Origin of the sequence: Bradyrhizobium daqingense (genome assembly GCF_021044685.1) — a bacterium.
Lineage (GTDB): Bacteria > Pseudomonadota > Alphaproteobacteria > Rhizobiales > Xanthobacteraceae > Bradyrhizobium > Bradyrhizobium daqingense.
On the sequence record NZ_CP088014.1, the window covers coordinates 7,452,070 to 7,473,958 of the forward strand.

General features: G+C 60.5%; 13 protein-coding genes and 1 pseudogene. 3 read left to right on the top strand and 11 right to left on the bottom strand.

Annotated elements, in window-relative coordinates:
- Window positions 1-11 precede the first annotated feature (11 nt).
- Window positions 12-695, top strand: a complete 684-nt coding sequence (locus LPJ38_RS35550) for a helix-turn-helix domain-containing protein (RefSeq protein WP_026312933.1) — start codon at window positions 12-14, stop codon at window positions 693-695.
- Window positions 696-2,303: 1,608 nt separating this feature from the next.
- Here the strand turns inward: LPJ38_RS35550 and LPJ38_RS35555 are convergent.
- Window positions 2,304-2,726, bottom strand: a complete 423-nt coding sequence (locus LPJ38_RS35555; protein WP_157789304.1) for a hypothetical protein — start codon at window positions 2,724-2,726, stop codon at window positions 2,304-2,306.
- A gap of 52 nt (window positions 2,727-2,778) precedes the next feature.
- Window positions 2,779-11,681, bottom strand: a pseudogene (locus LPJ38_RS38385) (amino acid adenylation domain-containing protein); the annotation flags it as partial.
- On the opposite strand from LPJ38_RS38385, the gene LPJ38_RS35570 reads away from it, so the two are divergent.
- Window positions 11,595-12,143 (top strand): hypothetical protein, encoded by a 549-nt coding sequence (locus LPJ38_RS35570; RefSeq protein WP_182869657.1) that lies wholly within the window; start codon window positions 11,595-11,597, stop codon window positions 12,141-12,143. The pseudogene LPJ38_RS38385 and the gene LPJ38_RS35570 overlap by 87 nt on opposite strands.
- 124 nt (window positions 12,144-12,267) lie before the next feature.
- Here the strand turns inward: LPJ38_RS35570 and LPJ38_RS35575 are convergent, their stop codons facing one another.
- Both LPJ38_RS35575 and LPJ38_RS35580 read right to left on the bottom strand, forming a co-directional pair.
- Entirely contained in the window at window positions 12,268-12,654 is a 387-nt protein-coding gene (locus tag LPJ38_RS35575) for an ectoine synthase (protein ID WP_028154427.1), read from the bottom strand.
- A gap of 732 nt (window positions 12,655-13,386) precedes the next feature.
- Window positions 13,387-13,665, bottom strand: a complete 279-nt coding sequence (locus tag LPJ38_RS35580; protein WP_011084900.1) for a hypothetical protein — start codon at window positions 13,663-13,665, stop codon at window positions 13,387-13,389.
- 396 nt (window positions 13,666-14,061) lie between these two features.
- On the opposite strand from LPJ38_RS35580, the gene LPJ38_RS35585 reads away from it, so the two are divergent.
- On the top strand, window positions 14,062-14,265 hold the full coding sequence (locus LPJ38_RS35585) for a hypothetical protein (RefSeq protein WP_014497760.1): 204 nt from the start codon (window positions 14,062-14,064) through the stop codon (window positions 14,263-14,265).
- 343 nt (window positions 14,266-14,608) lie between these two features.
- Here the strand turns inward: LPJ38_RS35585 and LPJ38_RS35590 are convergent, their stop codons facing one another.
- The 7 genes from LPJ38_RS35590 to LPJ38_RS35620 form a co-directional block, all read right to left on the bottom strand.
- The gene (locus LPJ38_RS35590) at window positions 14,609-14,809 is read right to left on the bottom strand and encodes a hypothetical protein (protein ID WP_014497761.1); all 201 of its coding nucleotides are present in this window, start codon (window positions 14,807-14,809) and stop codon (window positions 14,609-14,611) included.
- Window positions 14,810-15,477: 668 nt separating this feature from the next.
- The gene (locus LPJ38_RS35595; RefSeq protein WP_011084898.1) at window positions 15,478-15,837 is read right to left on the bottom strand and encodes a hypothetical protein; all 360 of its coding nucleotides are present in this window, start codon (window positions 15,835-15,837) and stop codon (window positions 15,478-15,480) included.
- A gap of 12 nt (window positions 15,838-15,849) precedes the next feature.
- Window positions 15,850-16,701 (bottom strand): pantoate--beta-alanine ligase, encoded by an 852-nt coding sequence (gene panC, locus LPJ38_RS35600; protein WP_011084897.1) that lies wholly within the window; start codon window positions 16,699-16,701, stop codon window positions 15,850-15,852.
- A gap of 3 nt (window positions 16,702-16,704) precedes the next feature.
- Window positions 16,705-17,583 carry a 3-methyl-2-oxobutanoate hydroxymethyltransferase gene (panB, locus tag LPJ38_RS35605; RefSeq protein WP_028153345.1) on the bottom strand — a complete coding sequence of 293 codons (879 nt, stop codon included), beginning with the start codon at window positions 17,581-17,583 and terminating at the stop codon, window positions 16,705-16,707.
- Between the two features lie 1,246 nt (window positions 17,584-18,829).
- Complete coding sequence (locus LPJ38_RS35610) at window positions 18,830-20,095, bottom strand: adenosylmethionine--8-amino-7-oxononanoate transaminase (RefSeq protein WP_011084894.1); 1,266 nt, start codon at window positions 20,093-20,095, stop codon at window positions 18,830-18,832.
- Window positions 20,092-20,727 carry a dethiobiotin synthase gene (gene bioD, locus LPJ38_RS35615; RefSeq protein WP_011084893.1) on the bottom strand — a complete coding sequence of 212 codons (636 nt, stop codon included), beginning with the start codon at window positions 20,725-20,727 and terminating at the stop codon, window positions 20,092-20,094. Before bioD ends, LPJ38_RS35610 begins: the two co-directional genes overlap by 4 nt.
- Window positions 20,724-21,878: an 8-amino-7-oxononanoate synthase gene (locus tag LPJ38_RS35620; protein ID WP_145642576.1), complete on the bottom strand. Its 1,155-nt coding sequence runs from the start codon at window positions 21,876-21,878 to the stop codon at window positions 20,724-20,726. Before LPJ38_RS35620 ends, bioD begins: the two co-directional genes overlap by 4 nt.
- Window positions 21,879-21,889: the final 11 nt, after the last annotated feature.

The following is a 21,889-nucleotide window of genomic DNA, read 5'->3' on the forward strand; positions in this document are numbered from 1 at the left end:
AGTGTCGGACCATGTTCGTGAGCATCACCACAGACCATAGATCCCTAATCAATTCGCTCAGTGAGCTCGGCATATCGAGCGGCTCGAATCCGATCGTCAGCTTGAGTGAATTCACTTACAAGAAAGGTAAAACCATCTACATCGAGAGTGAGCCAGCCGAGTACGTCTACCAGGTCAGGAAAGGCGCGGTACGGACCTGCAAATTACTCTCCGATGGGCGGCGCCAGATTGGCGCATTTCATTTGCCGGGTGATATTTTTGGACTCGAGAACGGCGGAGTCCACCGATTTAGGGCGGAAGCGATCATCCAAACCGCTGTTCGCCTGATCAGGCGGCAACACCTTGAGACGGTCGCCGAGAATGACGCGGTTGTCTGGCGCACCTTGCTCAGCTTGACGACGAATAACTTGCAACACGCCGAAGACCATATGCTGCTGCTCGGACGTAAAACTGCTCTGGAGCGCGTTGCCGCGTTCTTGCACGAGATGGATGAACGACTCACGGCTGCTGACGTGATCTCGCTCCCAATGTCTCGGCGCGACATCGCCGATTACCTTGGTTTGACCGTCGAAACCGTTTCGCGTGCAGTGTCGCAATTGCACACTGATGGTGTCCTCGATTTCATCGGCAATACCCAACGCGAGATCGTGATTCTGGACCGGCAGCGGCTCGCGAGCCTTGACCTGCAAAGCTAACATGCGGACGGCGTGAAAAGCTTCGGTCGCGGTTAGGATCGCCCGCAGCAACTACCGCACTTTCAGGAAAATTGATCTCACCTCCGAGGCGCAACCAATCAGCTATCGAGTGCTATTTCCCGAACGCTGCGATGTACCTTCGGGCGGTGCCGGTAAACACCGCCGGATCATACAGGCCCTTGAGCCAACGCCGGTGACGACGGCAAACCATTGCAATAGACTCGACCGCCGTTTCGATCTCGAATGGAATGCATTCGGGTTTCACGCGCGCCGCAACGTCTCAAAGGCGAAATCACCCAGAAGGTCGGCACGCCTGTTCATTTGTACAGCATAAACGCCGGTACGTTTTCGTGTCCGAAGCTCATTCGAAACAACACGACGAACGTCTAAGCATGCGCTTTTGGCCGGACGGGCCGTGCCCAATTAATCCTCCATCAAGGCCACTTCCGGGAAAATACGGGGGCTTGCCTTCGATTTACAATTTGCAACTTGCCCGATCGCTCCGGCTTCGCTTGAATGTCCTCATGCGGGGCTGGACTGTGATCGTGCTTCTGGGCCTTACAGCCATAGGAGCTTATTCCGTCGGCCGTCAGGACGGGCGACCCTCTACTTCTGCGCCTGCAATGGTAGCGCAGCTAACCAGCCCCCCAGCAAGTCCGCTCGCGCTAACGGCGGTGCCGGGCAGCCCTTCGCAGCCGCAAGCTTCCAAGACTGCTCCGCCCGGCCCGCGTGGCGCCACCGCAATACCCAAGACACCGCAAGATCCCGCCCCACAGCAAACCGACACAAAACGCAAGATCGAAGTTGCGCTGACCGCCGCGGCCATCGCCGCGATCCTGATTAAGGCCAGCCGGGATCAATATCACGCAACCGGCAGACCCTGCGCCTGCCCGGATGACACGATGCGCAATGGCCGGGCATGCGGCAGCAGAAGCGCCTATTCGCGGCCGGGCGGCGCGGCACCGCTGTGCTACCTGGGTGATGTTACGACAGCAATGATAGACGAGTATCGAAAAAAGATAACTCGATAGTTGTTGTGGGGCGGGGCTGGTTCAGTTCAGCGATTTCTTCACTGGGGGGTTGCGCTCCTCGCCTTAGCCGTTGCGGCGACGACACTAGCAGGATGCATCACAACATCCATACAAAAGGTATGCAGGCCGGGACCTTCCCTCCGAACCGGTCAATCGGATAGCCGCTTACGTCGCGGGCCCCCGCTCAGGCGACTATCTCAGAGGAAGGAAGAAAGCCGGCGTCGTTGCTGAAGATGGGTTGGTGTTGTTTCCACCAATGCGGACGTACACCATGCAGAAATTCGTCAGGGGCTTGCGACCAACAACATTGATGGCGTGCTAGTCCTGAACGTCGGTGACACTGCGGTCCAGCAGCAGTATGCTGGACCGATCTTGAGTGGCCCGTATTCAGGTCCCTCCACCACGAACGGGACTATCAACACATTCGGGCACGTGTCGTCGTCAGCGTCGCTGAATGGAACATCGTCGGGTACGATTACCCGCAACATCTACTCCCGGTCTGTCTTGTGGGATGGATATTTGGGGCTAGTCTAGAAACGAAACTTCGAACCTGAGCCTTCGGAGAAATTCTTTGAGCCTATTCAAGAGTGCCGATTAGGGCCGTTGAAATAGCATGAGCGAGAACTTGGCGGTTTTCTGGGTTGCTCACCATTGTCGCGTGGTTGCCTGGAACAGGTACCGCATGAATGGCCCCCGCATCGACGACCAGGTCCCAGCCAAGCTTTGGCAGGTTTGCATCGCGACCAGATTGCTTGTCAGGCGGTACCCAACGACTAAGAGGCTCACTGGCATAAAACTGGTATATTTCAATTGGGAGCGACGGAATGCGATACGATTGTAGCGCCCGTTGAAATGCCGCGGCCCTTTGATACATCGAGACGTCACTGTGAAGATCGTGATCTGGAGCTAACGCTCCTGTTTGCTGCGCCTTTTCGAGCAACTCAGAGATGGAACATTGTTCCGTGTCGCGTTCTAAAACCTCGCGATATTCATCGCGCAAGGTTCCACAACGATCCAAAACAAACTCTCGCGCCAAATTCTTCAGTGATGCGTTCGAAGAAGCCCCAGGTAGACACACCAAGGAGCTCGGCCCAGATCTGCGCCAGCGCCGTCTCGACCTCACCTTGCGGTAACTGGTAGGCCGCCAGCGCATAGGCCTGATCGGACGGCGCCGGCAGTGCGTTCCGATCGAGCTTGCCGTTCACCGTCAGCGGAAGCGCGGCCAGCCGCACGAACGCACTCGGCACCATGTAGTCCGGCAGTCGCGCACTTAAGTGCGCGCGCAAGGCGCCCGCAAGCGCGCCTCCACCGCCCTCATCCGAGCCGGCCTCGGGCGCGCAGACCACATAGGCGATCAGATGCTTGTGGCCGCCGCCGTTCTGGCGCGCCAGCACCACCGCCTCGCGCACCCAGGCGTGCTCGCAAAGCCGCGCGACGATCTCACCCGGCTCGATGCGGTAGCCGCGAATCTTCACCTGATCGTCGTTGCGGCCCAGGAACTCAAGATTGCCGTCCGGCAGATAACGGGCAAGGTCGCCGGTCCGGTACAGCCGATCGCCCTCGACAAAGGGACTGGCGATGAACCGCTCGGCGGTCAGCTCAGGGCGGTTCAGGTAGCCCCGTGCCACCCCCGCCCCGCCAATGTAAAGCTCGCCCACCGCACCGAACGGCACGGGCGCGCCATGGCCATCCAGCAGGTACACCCGCGTGTTGGCAATTGGGCGCCCGATCGGGACCACCGACCCATTGAAATCAGCCGGGCAAGTCCAGATCGTCGCGCAGACTGTTGCCTCGGTCGGGCCATAAGCATTGACCATTGATGCTGGGGCCAGACTTCGGATGAGTTCAGGCTTAGGCAGCTCTCCGGCAAGAATGAGAACTTGCGCAGCCAAACGTTCCGGATCCTTGCTCGTCTGAAGCAACGCTGGGGGTAGTGTCGCGTGGGTGATGGCTTCGCTTCGGAGATAATCCGATAGCTTGTTCCTCGCTTGACGGATCTCTTCCGCAGGCAAGTGCAAAGCCGCTCCGGAGCCAAACGCCATAAGAAGCTCCCAAGCGCTTGCATCAAAAGCGATGGAGGCGAACTGCACGACTCGGCTGTTGGAAGAAGCGCCAAAGAGGCCGACCTGAGCCGACAGCAGATTGACCAACCCCCGATGCTGGACCATGACCCCCTTTGGGGTTCCGGTTGAGCCTGAGGTGTAGATCACATAAGCGAGATGGCCGGATGTGAGGCCAAGCGTGTGCCGGTCTGGGTTCGAAGCCGGCCGTTCGGCCCAGGCGGGCGTGGCCGTCTCCAGATCAATGACCGTCACCTCGGTCAGCACTTCGGGGCCGAGTGCTGCGCGACCGACGACGTCGCATAGCAGCAGCCGCGGCGCGGCATCGTTGACAACCTGACGCAGCCGCTCGCTGGGATAGGCTGGGTCCAGCGGCAGATAGGCACCGCCCGCCTTCAGGATCGCCAAGATGCCAACCATCATCATCAGGCTGCGTTCGAGGCAGATTGCCACCGGCTGGTCCGGCTTGACCCCAAGCTCGATCAGAAGATGCGCCAGCCGGTTGGCCCGCGCGTTGAGCTCGCCATAGCTCAGCCGCTCGTTTTCGCAGACCAGCGCCACCGCCTCCGGCGCCTTTTGCACCTGCGCCTCGAACAGCTCATGGACGCACTGCTCTGTTGGATAGGCCTCTTCCGTCCGGTTCAGATCCTCCAGCAGATAGGTGCGCTCCTCAGCCGGCAAGATGTCGAGCTCGCGTACCGGCGTATCCGGGGCATGCTCCAGCGCCTCTGCCAGCTGCTCGAGCGACCGCTGCATGTAGCCGCAGATCCGATCCGCCGAGATTGGCTCCGCCACCTGCACAGTGAGGCCCAGCGCCTCGCCAAAATCCTCAACCGACAGGGTCAGCGGATAGTTAGTGCGTTCCTCCCCGCCCAGCCATTCCATACCCGACAAGACATCATCCGTCCCGGAGCCGGGCACAGCCGGCGCCTTGTTGTGACGATAGTTCAACAGCGTGCTGAACAGCGGCGCCGACGCCGCAATAGCGCTGCAGCGCTGCGCCAGCGCCAGCGAGGCATGCTCATGTGTCAGCAGCTCGGCCAGCCGGGCGTGCGTGGTCCGCACGCTCGCCTCGACGGCGGTCCCATCAAGATCAAGCCGCAGCGGCAGGGTGTTGATGAACAGTCCCATGGCGCGGTCGGCGCCGGCGCTGCCCTGCAGGCGGCCCAGCAGCACCGTGCCGAACACCACCTGCTCGCGGCCGCTGCTGCGCGCCACCACCTGCCCCCACGCCAGATGGCACAGGCTCGCCAGACTCACGCCCAGCCGCCGCGCCTGTTCCGCCAGCCGCGCATGGAGCGCTGGCGGCAGCATCCGATACGCCTCACGAACCCCGCCGCCGTCGCCGCGCACCTCGCTCAAGTTGAAGGGCGTGGTCGGCTCGTCGATGCCGGCCAGCAGCTCCCGGAAGAACGCTTCATCCGCCTTGGCATCACCGCGTAGATGCGCCTGCGCCACCAGATTGCGGAATGGCTGCGGCGCCGTCAGCTCATGCTCGCGCCCCTCCAGCTTGGCCCGGACTTCAGCATGCATCACGTCCCGGGTTGCGTGATCCCCGATCAGATGATGCTGCAGCTCCAGCAACAGCCAGCGCGCGCTGCCGGGCTCGCGCGCAATCACAAACCGCAGCAGTGGCGCCCGGCCGAGCTCGATGCGGTGCCGGCGCGGATCAAACCGGTTCCTGAGCTGCTCAGCGCCAGCGCCATCAGCGCCATCCAGCTGGACCTCGATCACCTCCAGTCGCGCCTTCCGCCACACCACCTGGACCGGCCGCGACAACCCCTCCCAGACAAACGAGGTACGCAGGATGTCATGCCGATCTACCACCCGCTGGATCGCGGCAAGATAGCGCGCGAGCAGCCCACGCTCGGCAAACGCCATCTGCGACACCAGGAGGTATGGATCGCCCTTTGCCGCTAGCAAATGATGGAACAGGATGCCGTCCTGCAGCGGCGACAGACCGTAAATGTCCTGGATGTTGCAAACCCCGCCGGGTACCGTGGCGATGATCCGGTCGATCTCGTCCTGCGCGAGCTCGATCAGCGGCAACATCTCCGGCGTTATCGCCACGCTCCGCTCGGTGATCAGGTTGGCCGGGACTGCCACCTCGTGATGGCGGCCCAGGCGTGCGGCCAGATCCGCGAGCACTGGCTTGACGAACAAGGTGCGCACCTCGATGCGCAGTGACCGCCGCCGCAGATGCTCCATCATCTGCACCGCCAAGAGCGAGTGCCCTCCCAGTTCGAAGAAGTTGTCGTGCCGTCCGACCCGCTCCAGCCCCAGCAGCTCGGCCCAGATCTGCGCCAGCACCGTCTCCATCTCGCCCTGAGGCGGCGCGTAGGTCCGCCGCGCATATGCCTCGTCGCCCGGGGCCGGTAGCGCTTTTCGATCGAGCTTGCCGTTCAGCGTCAGCGGAAGCGCCGCCAGCCGCACGAACGCACTCGGGACCATGTAGTCCGGCAGCCCCGCACTCACATGCGCCCGCAAACCGCCGGCAAGATCAGATTCCTCAGCTCCGGCGGCAACGACATACGCAACGAGCCGCTGCTCGCCGCCACCATCCTCGCGCGCCACCACCACCGCCTCGCGCACGGAGGCATGCTCGCAAAGCCGCGCCGCAATCTCGCCCGGTTCGATGCGGAAGCCGCGAATCTTTACCTGGTCGTCGTTGCGCCCTAAAAACTCCAGATTGCCGTCCGGCAGGTAGCGCGCCAGGTCGCCGGTCCGGTACAGCCGGTCGCCCTCGACAAAGGGACTGGGGATGAACCGCTCCGCGGTCAGCTCAGGGCGGTTCAGGTAGCCCCGCGCCACCCCCGCCCCGCCAATGCAGAGCTCGGCCACCGCACCGAACGGCACAGGCGCGCCATGACCATCCAGCAAGTAGACCCGCGTGTTGGCAATAGGGCGGCCAATCGGGACGATGGCCTCATCAAACTCAGCCGGGCAGCTCCAGGATGTCACGTCGATCGCGGCTTCAGTCGGACCGTAAAGATTGTGCAGGGCGTCCAGGGCAATACGCGCCGAACCCTATACACACTGGCGGCAGGGAGCGCCTCGCCGCTGCATAAAACCTGCCGCAGCGATGTGCAGCGGTCAACACTCTTCGCATCCAAAAAGCTGACCAGCATGGATGGCACGAAGTGAACCGTCGTGATGCGCTGGCTGACGATCAAGTCGACCAACGTATCGGGATCTCTGTGCGCACCGGGCGGCGCCAGTACCAGCGTTGCCCCTTCAAGCAAAGTCCAAAAGAACTCCCAGGCCGAGACATCGAAGCTAAATGGCGTCTTCTGCAACACGACGTCTGTTGGTTTCAGACCATAGGCGTCCTGCATCCAGATCAGGCGATTAACGATAGCCCGATGCTCATTCTGTGCCCCTTTTGGCCTGCCGGTGGATCCCGAGGTGTAGATCACATAGGCGAGATTGCGGGAGGTCAGGCTGAGCGCGCGCCGATCAGGATCCGCTTCCGGCAGGCTGGCCCAGGCCGGCGCCGCAGCATCGAGCTCCACCACGCTCACCTTGGCCGGCACATCCGCGCCGAAGGCGGCACGGCCGGCCACATCGGCCAGCAGCAGCGGCGGCGCCGCATCGTCGAGCACCTGATGCAGCCGCGCCGACGGATAGGCCGGATCCAGCGGCATATACGACCCGCCGGCCTCGAGGATCGCCAAAAGCCCCACCACCATCATCGGACTGCGCTCGACGCAGATCGCAACCGGCTGGTCCGGCCTGACCCCGAGGGCGATCAAGTGATGCGCCAGGCGGTTGGCCCGCACATTGAGCTCGGGATAGCTCAGTTGCTCATCTTCGCAGACCACCGCCACCGCATCCGGCGCCTTGTGCACCTGCACTTCAAACAGCTCGTGGATGCACCGCTCCGCAGGATACGGCGCCGCCGTCCGGTTCAGCTCCTCCAGCAGATACGTGCGCTCGGCAGTCGAGAGCAGCTCAATCCGGTGGACCTCTTGCTGCGCATCGGCTGCCATCGCCCGCAGCAGCGCCAGCAGATAACCACGCTGCCGCTCGATCGTCGCCTGATCAAACAGCGCCGTGGCATAACCCAGCGTTCCGGCGATCTCCTCGCCATGCTCGCCAAGGCTCAGCTCCAGATCGTACTTGGCCTGATCAATCTCCTCCCCGGCAGCTTCGACACTCAGCCCCGGCAGGTCCAATGGCCCAACCGCATTGTTCTCCCAGGCCAGCATCACCTGGAACAACGGTGTGTGATCAAGAGCCCGGGGCGGCTGCACGATCTCCACCACCTGCTCGAACGGCAGGTCCTGATGCTCCTGCGCAGCCAGCACCGTGCGCCGCGTCCGCTCCAGAAGCTCCGACACGCGCGGCTTGCCCGACAGGTCCAGCCGAAGCGCCAGAGTGTTGACGAAGAAGCCGATCAGCTCTTCGATCTCGCGGTGCCCCCGATTGGCGCTCGGCACGCCAATCACAAGATCGTCCTGCCCGGACAGACGCGACAGCACCGCCGCCCAGGCCGCCAGCACCGTCATGAACAACGTCGAGCCATGCTGCAGGCTCAGCCGCTTCAGCTCCCGCGTCAAATCCGCATCGACGGTGATCGGGACCGCGGCCGCGGCAAACGACTGCTGGGCAGGCCGCGCATGGTCCGTCGGCAAGACAAGACGGGCTGTGCCCGCCAGCGCGCTGCGCCAATACTGCGCCTGCTGCTGCAACCGTTCCCCCGACAGCCATTGGCGTTGCCAGGCGGCGTAATCCGGATATTGGATCGCAAGCGGCGGCAGAGGATCGTCCTGCCCGGCCTGGAATGCCCGGTAGAGCTGGCTAAGTTCACGCAGCAGCACGCCCATCGACCAACCGTCCGAGACGATGTGATGCTGGGTCAGCAGGAAGACGTGTTCCTCGTCGGCGGTGCGGATCAGCCGACCGCGGATCAGCGGACCGCGCGCAAGATCGAACGGCGTGCGCCCCTCTTCATGGCACAGATCCAAAAATGCCGCTTCCGCATCCGATCTCTCCCGCAGATCATGCTCAACTATTGGCAGACCCGCGTCCGGCGGCAAAACCTCAACCCGGGGCTTGCCCTGGGTCGCGACAAACACACTGCGCAGCGCCTCATGACGTGCAAACAGACGGTTAAGGCTGCGCTGCCAGGCGCTGCGGTCGAGCATCCCGCGCAATCGCAAGGCCAGCGGAATGTGATAGTTGGTGCTGCCTTCGTTCAGCTGAGCCAAAAACCATAGCCGCTGCTGCGCAAACGACAGCACAAGCGGCTCATGCCGCGACACGGCTGCAATCGACGGCAGCTCTTGCGGACCCGAGCAGCTCAACAGCTCGACGATGCTTGCCGCCAGGTCACTCAACACTGGCCTTGCGAACAGCGTCGACAGTGGCAGTTCGACCCCGACAGCCTGTGACAGCCGGCTCGACATCTGCACGGCCAAGAGCGAGTGGCCGCCCAGTTCGAAGAAGTGGTCGTTGCGCCCGATGCGCTCGACACCAAGGAGCTCGGCCCAGATCTGCGCCAGCGCCGTCTCGACCGCACCTTGCGGCGACTGGTAGGCCGCCAGCGCATAGGCCTGATCGGCCGGCGCCGGCAGCGCGTTCCGATCGAGCTTGCCGTTCACCGTCAGCGGAAGCGCGGCCAGCCGCACGAACGCACTCGGGACCATGTAGTCCGGCAGTCGCGCACTTAAGTGCGCGCGCAAGGCGCCCGCAAGCCCGCCTCCACCGCCCTCATCCGAGCCGGCTTCGGGCGCGCAGACCACATAGGCGATCAGATGCTTGTCACCGGCGTCGTTCTCGCGCGCCAGCACCACCGCCTCGCGCACCCAGGCGTGCTCGCAGAGCCGCGCGACGATCTCACCCGGCTCGATGCGGTAGCCGCGAATCTTCACCTGATCGTCGTTGCGGCCCAGGAACTCAAGATTGCCGTCCGGCAGATAACGGGCAAGGTCGCCGGTCCGGTACAGCCGATCGCCCTCGACAAAGGGACTGGCGATGAACCGCTCGGCGGTCAGCTCAGGGCGGTTCAGGTAGCCCCGTGCCACCCCCGCCCCGCCAATGTAAAGCTCGCCGACCGCACCGAACGGCACGGGCGCGCCATGGCCATCCAGCAGGTACACCCGCGTGTTGACGATTGGACGCCCGACGTGAGGCATCTGGGGCCAACATGACGGATCAGCTGCAAGGTGGTGCTCGGAAATGACGCTGATTTCCGTGGACCCATATTGATTGATCAATCTCGCGTTCGGATGTGCTTCGAAGAACGTCCTAAGCAGTGGAGTGGCCTGCAATCGCTCGCCGGCTGTATAAAGCTCTCTTAAAGAGGGCAGCTGCACGCGCTGCGCGCTCCAGACTTCCGCAAAATGATTCAATGCCACGAACGGGAGGAAAAGCCGCTCTATCGCCTCCCGCTCTATAAATTCCAGCAGGTCGGAGAAGTGCCTCCGGGTCTCTTCCCGCACGAGCACAAGCACTCCGCCGTCCTTCCAACAGATGAACAATTCCTGACAGGACACATCGAAGTTCAGGGTCGCGAATTGAAGTGTGCGCAGTTTTGACGTGCCAATCCCCGCAAGCGAATTCACAAGCGCGCCATGGGACATTTCCACGCCCTTGGGGATTCCGGTTGAGCCGGAGGTATAGATGACATAGGCGAGATGGCGCGATGAAAGGCCAAGCGCGCCCGGGTCCGGGTTCGAAGGCGGCCGCTCGCCCCAAGTCGGGGTCGCCGTCTCCAGATCGACCACCGTCACATCGGCCACGGCTTCGGCGCCCAATGCGGTTCGACCGGCGACATCGCAAAGCAGCAGTTTCGGTTCTGCATCGCCAACAATCTGCCGCAGCCGCGCCGACGGATAAGCCGGATCTAGCGGCAGATACGCGCCGCCCGCTTTCAGGATCGCCAAGAGACCAACTACCATCGCCAGGCTGCGTTCGAGGCAGATCGCCACCGGCTGGTCCGGCTTGACCCCGAGCTCGATCAAATGATGCGCCAGCCGGTTGGCCCGCGCATTGAGCTCGCCATAGCTCAGTCTCTCCTTCTCATAGACCACCGCCACCGCTTCCGGTGCCTTTTGCACCTGCGCCTCGAACAGCTCATGGATACATAGCTCAAACGGATAAGGCGCCGCCGTCCGATTCAAATCCTCAAGTAGATACGTGCGTTCGTCGGCGGCCAGAATGTCTATTCGGCCGACAGGCTGCCCAGCATCGGCCATCACGCCGCGTAACAAAGTTTGCAAATGCTGCGTCATGCGGTCGATCTGCTTCGGTGCTAATCGAGCGGCATCAAAATGCCAGCGGAAGCTCCCATCCAGAGCGCAAACCTCAAAGGTCAGCAAATCGCCGCACAAGGCATGCCCAGCTTTGTGGTTCGTCGTCAGAGCATCAGCGGCGTGACAGCTCTCTGTCGTGATTGCAATGCCAATCGGCCAAGGCTGGCGCGCCCGTAGCGCCACCACTCCTCGCAATGTCGGGCAGCGCGCTATAAGATCTCGGGCAAAGCTAGCGTGCGCCCTCAGCTGAGCGACTTCGGCCGCTACGGTTTTGCGTACTTCTTCAAAATCATGAGCAAGCTCAATGCGAACATCCATCGGCACGACGGAGGCCATCACGAGTTTGGAGCCGGTTTGCAATCGGTCCCATGCAGGCTTCCATCCCAGTTGAAACTCTTGTTGCCCCGTGATCCGAGCGAGATAGATCAGCCAAGCTGCTACCAAATATTCCGAGCGATCTTGTGGGGAAATAGCCAAACCGCTTGGGCTAAACCATGAACTCGACTGCCATCGGGACGGCGCCGCAGCCACGGACGATGACACGAAAGGCGGATGCAATCTGCTAAACTGCTCGAGCCGCCGTCGCCAAAACTCCTCCCCACGCGCCCGCAGTTCATCCGCGGCAGATATGCTCTGCACCTGATCATCGCTCAAGATCGGACGGCGTCTTCCTTGATTCACGCAAATCGCTCACATCGGTTCGGATCTGTTTTCGGGCTTTGGCTGGCCTGCATTGATGTGACGAAACCCTTCGCCAAAGCGGATCACTCAATCTTCCGCCAACGTTCCGCACCACCAAATATGGTGGCGGCGGTATCGCAGCTGCTACTCAAGCGCGTCAGCGTTTCTGGTAAGCGTTCTCATCGAACGACTTCTCCTCTATGGCGCCCTTTAGACGATTACGCATGTATCGTGCCAAAGGTGAAATCGAGTGCAATCAATGCGATAGCCACAGCGGTGCTGTGTCAGCTGTCCAACAGCGTCGCCAGACATCGTACAACTAAGCGCGCTATCAATCGCACAAGACCCCGCCCGCCGGGTATTCCGGACAAGAAAAAAAGGGACCTGGAATGCCAAAGTAAATTTGTCAGCTCAACCTAACCGCATCGCGTGGGCATTTCGTAAAAAGTCCGCGCGTGCGGTACGAGCCAGTGCTGGATCGCTCGAGTAAATGTTTCTCGCAATTAGCGGCAGTTCATATTGGATTGGCGTTTCTTCGCATCGCTCAATATGTGGAGCCTGCCGGGTCGTCCAGCTTGTGGCGCTCGGTTCCGGTGAGGGGCGGGTTGAAGATGCTAACGAGGATCATGTCCTTGTCCGGTCCCCCGCGCAGGAGATGCTTGTCATGCTTGTCAAGCACATACATGTCGCCTCGGCGAATAGGAAAGACATTGCCGTCCATGTCCTCGACCTCGCCCTCTCCACCGATGCAGAAGCAGGCTTCGAGATGATTCCGGTATTGCAGAAGAGAAACGGTGTTAGCGCGCACGATGGTGTGGCAGATGCTAAAACCCATGCCGTCCTTATCCGTCAGAAGGCGGTGGCTCGTACCATTGCCCCAATCGACGAAGTGATCGGTTGCTTCAATGTCGTGCAGACTACGCACAATCATGGTGTTGCCCGATTCTGATTGATCCAAAAGCTGGAGGCCGTTGTTCTGCTCCGGAACGGCGCCTTCCCTGTCGCGCGGCCGACTGCGGTCTCCGTCGAAACAACCGACCGTCGGCCGCGGAGAACCTGGGCAGTAGTCCTACGGGATCGGCTACACGCAAAAGGCCTGCCATTTGCCCGACGGCGACTAGTAAAAATATCGGTACGAGGGTATTTCGCAGCCGATCGGCGCGTACCAACTTGATGTACCACGTCTCGGGCGGTACCGCCGCTTGCCTGTGTATTCACCAGAATGCTGCTGGAGATACTGCCGCCGACATAAACTGTCTCCACTCGCAGATTTGGCAAGTCGTTTCCTTCCTTGCTGTGCCTCTCGCCGCGAATACGGTTCCGCAGCGTTTCAGCCAGCAGAGCAAATCTCATGCCGTGGTCGCAGACCGATGAACGATGAAGTTGTGGCTGTCTCAGCTGGCTAGTGAGAACGATTTGGCTAGGCGTGTAGCCAATCTAACAAACTGCCGAGATATGGCCGAGTACAAACAAGTCCTGAGCGAGAACCGGTCGAACAGTGGTGCTTTTTAATCCGCTGGTGAAGAGGTCCCGGATTGAAGTCAGTGATGCTGCTCGAAAGTGTTTGGCGATCGGACTCGACAAAGCCCGCCGCGATCAGAACCCGCAAATTAGGTACAGCCCGCGGTACAGAGCGGTTTTTGAGGATGCGCAGCTGGGAGGGTCAGCCGTGGGGTCCCACCGCGCCTCGGATCAGGCCGCCCGGAACGCGCGCGTCGTTCGCGGCTCCGCGACTAGTTTGCCGGCATGTCCGCCCCTTCCGGAGGCTAAACGCGAGCGGGAAGGTCTCGGCTGAAAGGAACTCCAGCGCGGTCTGCTCTTCGGTGAGGCGTTTTTCGATGAACTGACGTTCGACATCCGACAGGTTCGACTTCAGCAGGCGACGATAGCGGTGGATGTTTGTGCGGTGAGCACGAATGCGGGCCAAATATTCATCGAGCATCCTGGACGCTCCTGAGGTCGTCGCAATCTCTACGAAGAGATATTCAGGCGAGCATGTCGTCGATCAACGCGCCACCCGCCATCGCATCTCGGAAGCCGTTCGGCGGGCAGATAAGGACAATGGCAGTTCGTGACAACACTCCTTCCGCTAGCGTAGCATTTCCATCGCCACGACCCGCAGCGTTCTTGGCTCACCATACGCCGTCTTTCTGCTCGGCTAGTCGCTCAAACAGAGCTGGGCGCTTGGAAGGCGCAAGGAATAGTCGGTCACGCTCCCGGCGCCGGACGCTTGTCGCTAACAAGCTCGCCCGTCAGTATTCTCTTCCGAGGAGCTGAACATCGTTTGCCGATGTGCTATACGCATCTTCGTTGAGAACAGCTTTGTTTGAGAGTTTCGATGTCTCTTTCGATTGGACTGATTGTCGACGGCTATGTGAAACTAAACAACCGCAGCGCGCTGGAGAACCTTCTGGCGCATCGGCGGGAGTTGCTGCAGCAGTTGAACTGCGTTACCGGCATTGATCCGAAGCCAGCGATCGCTCAGGTCAGTCAAGACATCACAGTGATCGAAAGGGCACTTGCGGCGCTCACACAGGAGTAAACAGCAACGGCGCACCGGCTCGCGTGAGTTGACGGCGCTCCGGCGCCGAACACTGACTTCGCCCCCGTTTCCGGACGAAGGTTATTGGAGCGTCGCCTCACCGGCATCGTGGCGCGCAAGGGTGCGCGCCAAGGCTTGGATGCGGCGTCTGCTGTGCGAGCTGCTCTCTCGTTTCAAGGATCGGCCGGGCACCGAGCAGCGCGCCAACCGATTCACATCAGATAACGCCGCGTCTTGGGTGACGTTAGGCCACCATCGATTTGCGACCACGATACACTCTGCGAGCTGGATCTTCAGCACTGTGACTTGGAAATTCACCTCAATGACAAGCCATGTCCTAGATCTATCGCCACATCGTTGGTGCTCTGGAAAGAGCTTCCTGACCGATCTGTTTAAGCAGATCGGGGCGCGTCTCACCTCTGGTGGCGGCCTCCAGGATTCTGGAGGCAACGTAGGCGCGGACGCCGGCGTCATACGGTGGGACGCTCACGCAAACCTCATCCAGGATCGTGCGCAGAAGCGTGATCGTGCCAACGTCCAGCATTGAGAGATCTCCCTCATACCATCGGGGAAGATAATGGGCATTTGCTGGACCGCAACTCAAGTACATCGGAGCGCATGAGCCTCCGCGACTGCCGGTCGGCCGATTTCCAGCGCGGTGCAATGTCCAGCACCTCTGCGATCGCTGATCCATTGCGGCAGCTCGCTTGATCGGCCTGCGTTTGTCTTCTCGTCGGCCGTCTGGGCCTAGCAGACAAGCTTGCTAGAGCTCAGAGGCCAATGTGAGCTCCCTGCGATCATGCTCTGCGATGATGTACAGCATGCTCGGCCATCTATTGCGCGCCGGACTGACTGGGCGGCTGCCGCAGGCCAATGCTCGCACGGTGCTAGCTCGTTGCCGAGCCTCATCAGGTTCAATTGCGGCCAGAGGATTTGCCGTTTATCGCGCCTGCTGCGCTTCGGCATACCTGCCCCGATGGAGTTGGTAGAAATAGCTTGCCACTGCTCCGATGTCGTTTCACAAGACGGCACCTATCGGCTCCAAACCCGAGCGCCTGGCATCCTACACTGTAGAGGGACATCGCGACCAATTCTTGCGGTGAAGCATATCTTTGCGTCAAAAACCAGCGCCCGCCCGACGTCTGGCGACGAAATCGGGCCAGGATCCGGCGCCCGCGCTTCACTGCCCCCTTGACTCGCCCCTGGCCGCTCTTAGGGAGCTTCGGCTTTTTGCAGCTTGACGAGGTCGTCTGCGCCATCGTGAAGTAATTTCATGGTCATGGGCGCGTGGTTGTTGATCCATAATCGCACGTATTGGCAGCACACGATTTTGAGCGAATCTCCTTTGGCGATGCCCGCTTGCAGGCGGATGATCTCGGCAGCGTGGAGCGGCCCCGCCTCGCTCCACCCCGTCAGCGGCAGAGCCAATCTCCAACCGACATCATGAGCTCGAGCGTGGGGGAGTTGTTCAGCACGCAAAGGGCAGTTCCGGATCGTCTTCGAGAGTTCTTCCAGGATGTTGAGGATTTCAGGGCCAGCCCATCCGGTTCGACTGCTCCTGAGCGCAATCACTTGCGGATCTCGCTACGATGGCGACCAGGACAGGACTACATTGTCGATCAACCGCGTGGAGCCGACGTACGCTGCGACACAGAGCACCGCCGGATAGCGCAGAGGGCTGTCAGCAATCCTTAGAGTCCCAGGGTCGACAAGCTCAAGGTACTGTAGTCGATCGACCCTTTCCAAATGCCTTCTTGCAAGCGCAATCAGCGTTGCGGCGTCGCGTTCCCCTGAGGCAAACTCATGCGCTGCGGCGAACAAGCCACGGCTGATCGCCAAGCTCCGATCACGTTCTTCCGGGCAGAGATAACGGTTGCGACTGCTCATTGCCAGCCCATCTGGCTCCCGCACGGTTGGCACAGTGACAATCTCGATCGGAAGATTCAGATCAACCGTCATGCGGCGTATTACCGCGCATTGCTGAAAATCCTTCTGTCCAAAGTACGCGACGTCCGGCTGCACCATGTTGAATAGCTTGCAGACGACGGTCGCTACACCACGAAAATGTCCAGGCCTGAAAGCTCCGCAGAGCGGCTTTGCGAGTTCGCCCGGCTCGACAAAGCTCTCAAATTGAGCCGGATAGATCTCCTCTGCACTTGGCGCGAAGATGATGGAGACCCCGGCACTGCCGCATAACGCTTCATCGCGCGCGAAGTCGCGGGGGTACCTGCTGAGATCCTCATTTGGGCCGAACTGAGTGGGGTTGACGAAGATGCTAACGACAGTGACGTCGCAGTGTTCCCGGCTGGCCGAGATCAAGGCCAGGTGGCCGTCGTGCAAGTATCCCATCGTCGGAACGAATCCGATGCGCTTTTCGGCATTGCGAACGTCTGCAAGGGCGCGACGCAGCTCAGCCACCTTCGTAATTACTTTCATTTCTTACCTTGAGGTTGAACTGGAGGGCACCCAGTTGGCGACGGCATGCCGAAGCTGATCAGGAAGCCGATAGCACTCCTCTGAGCCCGGGAACGCCCCTTTGCGGATATCGGCAGCCCAGCGCGACAGCGCCTCCTGGAACAACTGGAATCCATTTGTATAGGCACGAACGAATTTGGGGCGATGGCCTTCGGTTAGCCCCAAGACATCATGAAACACGAGCACTTGGCCCGAGCAATCGGCTCCTGCTCCGATCCCGATGGTGGGTATCGTGAGAGATTCGGTCGCTCGCGCCGCGAGCTCGGCAGGAATGCCCTCCAGGACAAGCGCGAAGCAACCGGCTTCCTGCAGACGGTGCGCGTCATCGAGCAACCGCAAGGCGGTATCTGTTGTCCTTCCCTGCACTTTGAATCCACCCATGACGTTGACGCTCTGCGGGGTCAGACCGAGATGTCCCATCACAGGAATGTCGCAATCGACCAAGGCGCGTACCATCTCGATGCGTTTGGCACCACCCTCGAGTTTCACAGCATCGGCGCCACGCTGTAAAAAACCTCCTGCATTGCGAATCGTATCCTCAGAACCGACATGAAAGCTGAGAAAGGGCATGTCGGCCACAAGCAAGGCATGAGGCCTCGTGCGCGCAACAGCCTCCAGGTGATGATTCATCATGGCCACGCTGACGGGCAGCGTGTTGTCGAATCCCAGGCAGACGTTTCCAACGCTATCGCCGACCAGGATGATATCGACAATGGGATCCGCGATGCGCGCCGCAACCGCATCGTAGGCGGTGGTCATCACGACACGCCGTCCTTTATCCTTCCACTGCTGCAGTGCCGGAATCGTGACACGCTCTAGAGGCTGCTCTGAACTGTGGCTCATATTGAATCCGCTCCGCACACACCGTCGGCGCTTCCTAGAGAACGCGGGAGAAACCTGTCAATGGCATGGAGGATGGAGATCCCAGTTGTCTAGAACTGGGGAACAGCGCAAAAACAGTCCAATGGTCGCGCAACCATGAGACAAGACCTTCCTCATCCATTTCACCACCCGATGGCTCGTCTTCACGTGCAGTTTCAGCGGCTATGCCAGCCGCGCCCTCAATCGAGGAGCGGCGCTCGCGACGAGCCACCATCTGCACGCGTTTCTGGGCTGATTGCAGTCTCTCCAAACGGTGACGGCGACCGGACCGAGCGCAGATGCGCGCAGTGGGGACTTCGTCTTTAGGGCACATCTCCGTGTCTGCCCGCTAGGGGGACTCGTGAGACTCCTGCTTCGGCGCCTGCGCACCGAGCAAAGCAAACGGATGGCAGGCCAGGAACGTCCAAAGGTGACAGGCCGCCGTAAGCGCAGCGAGAGTCGCGGTCGAGTAGATGTCGTCGCGAACGCGCTCAGACCGCGCCAGCCTGCTGGCCCTGTAGGCCGTGAAGTCGATTATTTTTGCCGATGTTTCTGTCACTTGATTTCCACGTGCTCTAGAGGGCCACTCGAATTCTCTGACCAGGGCCGTACCGGCACAACTCAGTCCATTCCTAAGCCGCTCGAAGCCAACGAAGCCATTTCTGATCGGCCTCCCGCCGCGCCTTGAAGCGGTTGACGCATCTCTTCGAGCAAAGAGCCGTTCGCCAGCAGTAATGGCGGATCAGCCCAAACTTTCCGCCGCATATCGCGCAGCAAGTGGCTGAATGGTCGAGGGAATTACGGAAGCCAATGTGCATTCTCGCCTCCTGTCAGACATTTACCTAGGAAGCCCCGCTGCCCTCTGACCACAGCACCACGCGCGCACCGAAGGTGCGGCCCGCCCGGCGGTCCGTCTTCCTGGTTGTTGCAGCCATCAAGAGCCTTGACTCTGATGTGCGGCTGCCTCGCGAAGCAGTACTTTCCGCAGATAGCCTCGCCGAGAATTTGGTCAAGATAATTGATTTCTCTATCGTGATTTACGCAATTCGCTCGACATTTCGGTCAAATGCTGCGCCTTGCATGACTAGCCCGCAGAATTACTGCGGCAGTTGGATCGGGAGCGCTTAAGTTGGGGGCTGCATCCTCGTTGCACTATCAAAAGCAGCAATACGGGCACTTTCCCTTCCAAGATCCTGTCACTGCAGACGATCGCACAGTCTCGTGCATCTCACATCAGCAAGTCAGCAGCGTCGCGGATGGCAGTATAGATTTCATCAAGATCGGCCGCCGTAACGCAGTAAGGCGGCATCACGTAGATCGTGTTACCGAGTGGGCGTAACAGCAGATCCCGCGCTTGGAAGAAAGCCAAAAGCCTCGGACCGATGTCCGCCAGATAGCCAGCATCGCGCGTGTTGAGTTCAACCGCTGTGACTGTTCCTGTGCGCCGCACGTTTGCGAACCGTGAATCGAGGCGGAACGGCGCGAGTGCCTGTTCTTGCATCCTCGCCAAGGATGCCAGCCGCCAGCGATACTCCTGATCCTGCCATAGGTCCAGATTAGCCTTGGCGGCGGCACAGGCCACTGGATTGGCCGTATATGAGCTCGAATGAAAAAACGTACGCGTGCGATCTTCAGAATAATGCGCATCGAAAATATCGGCACGACACAGTGTGACGGCGAGCGGCAGCGCCCCAGCCGTGAGGCCTTTCGAATAGCAAGCAATATCGGGCGTGACATCGGCCTGCTCACACGCAAACAAGGTACCCGTCCGGCCCCAGCCTGTCATGACCTCGTCCGCAATGAACAGGACGTCAAAGGCTTCGCAAATCCGCTTCATCTCTCTTAGCACCGAGGGCGAATACATCAGCATTCCACCGGCACCCAATATCAGGGGCTCCACGATAAAGGCTGCGGGATGTTCGTTTCGACACGCGTTTTCAAGCGCATCGAGAGCTCTTTGCTCACAATCTCTTGCCGGGAACGGAATCGAGGTCACCTCGAACATCAGCGCCCCGTAGGCCGCATTGAAGATGCCTCGGCTACCTACCGACATCGCCCCGATCGTGTCGCCATGGTACGAGTGCTGCATCACCACAATTTTGGTTCGCTCTCTTCCGGTATTGCGCCAGTAGCCGAGCGCCATTTTCAGCGCGACTTCGACGCTGGTGGACCCGCTATCGGAGAAGAACACATGTTCGAGCGCTGGGGAGGTGACCTTCAATAGTTCCGTCGCAACCTGCTCAGCCGGGTCGTGAGTGTATCCGGCGAAGATGACCTGGTTGAGCTTGCCTGCCTGTTCTCGGATCGCGTTCACGATGCATGGATGGCAATGGCCGTGGGTCACGACCCACCAGGAGGAGATTGCATCGATAAGGCGTCGGCCATCTTCGGTGTAGAGATAGGCCCCTTCTCCCCGGACCACCTTCGTCATATCCCGCTGTAGAGCATGCTGCGTGAACGGATGCCAGATCGGCGACCTCTTAGCTGTCTTCATAGGTTCAGGAAATCGCTGCTAACAAAGGAGTCTTTGAAAGCGGCCTGCAGCCTATCGTTTGTGAGGGGAACAAGCCACGGGAGCCGTCCCAACCAACGCACTCTCCCGATCTCGCAAACCGCGCTTTCAGTTTCGGCGTTTCTTTCGCCAATGAACGCAATCCCAAGGATTCGAATCTGACGCTTCCGCAGAGCCTCTATGGAGAGCAGGGAGTGATTGATTGTGCCCAGTCCCGTCCTTGCGCAAAGCACGACGGGAAGCTGCCAGCGCTCGAAGATGTCGATGTAAAGCGTGCGCGCTGTCAGCGGCACCATGAGTCCGCCGGCGCCTTCGATCACGAGTCGCCGCTCGCCGCTGTCCGGCAGTCCAAGCGTCTCTGTATCTATGCGAACGCCGTCGATCTCCGCTGAGTGATGGGGCGACGCGGGCGTCCGAAGTCGATAGAGCTCCGGGACAATCCGATCGGACGAGAGGCCACCGAGGCGGCGGATGCACTCGGAGTCGATCTCTTGTTCGAGTCCAGCCTGGACCGGCTTCCAGTAATTCGCGCCGAGAAGCCCGGCGAGCCCTGCGGAGAATACCGTTTTGCCGACCCCGGTGTCCGTACCAGTCACGACGATCCGTTTATTCATCGAAACGAGCCCCTCGTCACCTCAACCAGCGCATCGAGCATCGCGCGCACGTCCGCTTCGCCAACATTGAGTGTCAACGAAATTCGCAAGCGGGCGGTGCCTGCAGGGACGGTTGGCGGCCGAATTCCGCGGATATCGAAGCCGCGCGCCTGCAGAGCAGAGGCAAGTCGCATTGCATGAGCATTGTCACCTACGATGTAGGGCACGATCTGAGAGGTCGATGGTGTGCGCAAACCAAGCGAGGTGATCTGCCGATGCGCGAACGCAACGAGTTTGGCCAGCCGTTGCTGCCGCTCCGGCTCTTTCTGCAGGGTGAGGAGTGCCTCTCGAACGGCAACGGCCATCAATGGTGATGGGGCGGTGGCAAAAATAAACGGACGGCAGCGGTTGACCATGAAATCGCGCAAGATGCCGGAGGCCGTAACAAGTGCACCCGCCGCACCGAGCGCTTTGCCGCAGGTATGAACGACGATGAGATTTTCGCGCTTGTCATAAGGGGCCGTGAGCCCTCGTCCTTGATGCCCGTAAGCGCCTGTGGCATGTGCCTCGTCCACGATCAGAAACGCGTCTTGGCGATCGGCGATTGCCACTAGCTCTTCGAGTGGAGCGAAGTCGCCATCCATACTGTAGAGACTTTCGGCCACAACCCACACGCGGCCCGCTCCACCTTTGTTTCGCCAGGCGCGAATTGCGTCTTCGACTGACTGGGGATCATTGTGCGCGTGAATTCGACACTCTGCGCGACCGGCCCGCGCCCCCTCGTGAATACTGGCGTGCACGAGCGAATCGAGAACGAGCAGATCGCCGCGCTGCGGGAGCGTTGTCAGGAGGGCAAAATTTGCGATGTAGCCGCCTCCAAAGAAAAGCGCTGCCTCCGCGCCAAAGAACTGAGCCGCTTCTGTTTCGAGCCGTTCATGCTCCTCGCAATTGCCGCGCAGAAGCCGCGACCCGCCGGCTCCAACCGGAGTGCCCGCCTCGAGCGCGGCGACCATCGCCTTTTTGATGCGCGAGGCGTTCCCGAGCGCCAGATAGTCGTTCGATGCGAAATCGATCCCCACGCGCGGCTTGAGGCAGCGCAGCCGTTTATCTTCGTTCAAGGCATTCAACGCTGCGACGTAGGGACTAAGTCTTGCTGTCTGGATCGACCGCATTCATCACTCCG

Excerpts from the sequence above, each read along its gene's own strand:
- LPJ38_RS35550 (WP_026312933.1), top strand. The coding sequence starts at position 12 with ATGTTCGTGAGCATCACCACAGACCATAGATCCCTAATCAATTCGCTC.
- LPJ38_RS35570 (WP_182869657.1), top strand. The coding sequence starts at position 11,595 with ATGCAATCTGCTAAACTGCTCGAGCCGCCGTCGCCAAAACTCCTCCCC.
- LPJ38_RS35575 (WP_028154427.1), bottom strand. The coding sequence starts at position 12,654 with ATGATTGTGCGTAGTCTGCACGACATTGAAGCAACCGATCACTTCGTC.
- LPJ38_RS35580 (WP_011084900.1), bottom strand. The coding sequence starts at position 13,665 with ATGCTCGATGAATATTTGGCCCGCATTCGTGCTCACCGCACAAACATC.
- LPJ38_RS35585 (WP_014497760.1), top strand. The coding sequence starts at position 14,062 with ATGTCTCTTTCGATTGGACTGATTGTCGACGGCTATGTGAAACTAAAC.
- LPJ38_RS35590 (WP_014497761.1), bottom strand. The coding sequence starts at position 14,809 with ATGCTGGACGTTGGCACGATCACGCTTCTGCGCACGATCCTGGATGAG.
- panC (WP_011084897.1), bottom strand. The coding sequence starts at position 16,701 with ATGAAAGTAATTACGAAGGTGGCTGAGCTGCGTCGCGCCCTTGCAGAC.
- panB (WP_028153345.1), bottom strand. The coding sequence starts at position 17,583 with ATGAGCCACAGTTCAGAGCAGCCTCTAGAGCGTGTCACGATTCCGGCA.
- LPJ38_RS35610 (WP_011084894.1), bottom strand. The coding sequence starts at position 20,095 with ATGAAGACAGCTAAGAGGTCGCCGATCTGGCATCCGTTCACGCAGCAT.
- bioD (WP_011084893.1), bottom strand. The coding sequence starts at position 20,727 with ATGAATAAACGGATCGTCGTGACTGGTACGGACACCGGGGTCGGCAAA.
- LPJ38_RS35620 (WP_145642576.1), bottom strand. The coding sequence starts at position 21,878 with ATGCGGTCGATCCAGACAGCAAGACTTAGTCCCTACGTCGCAGCGTTG.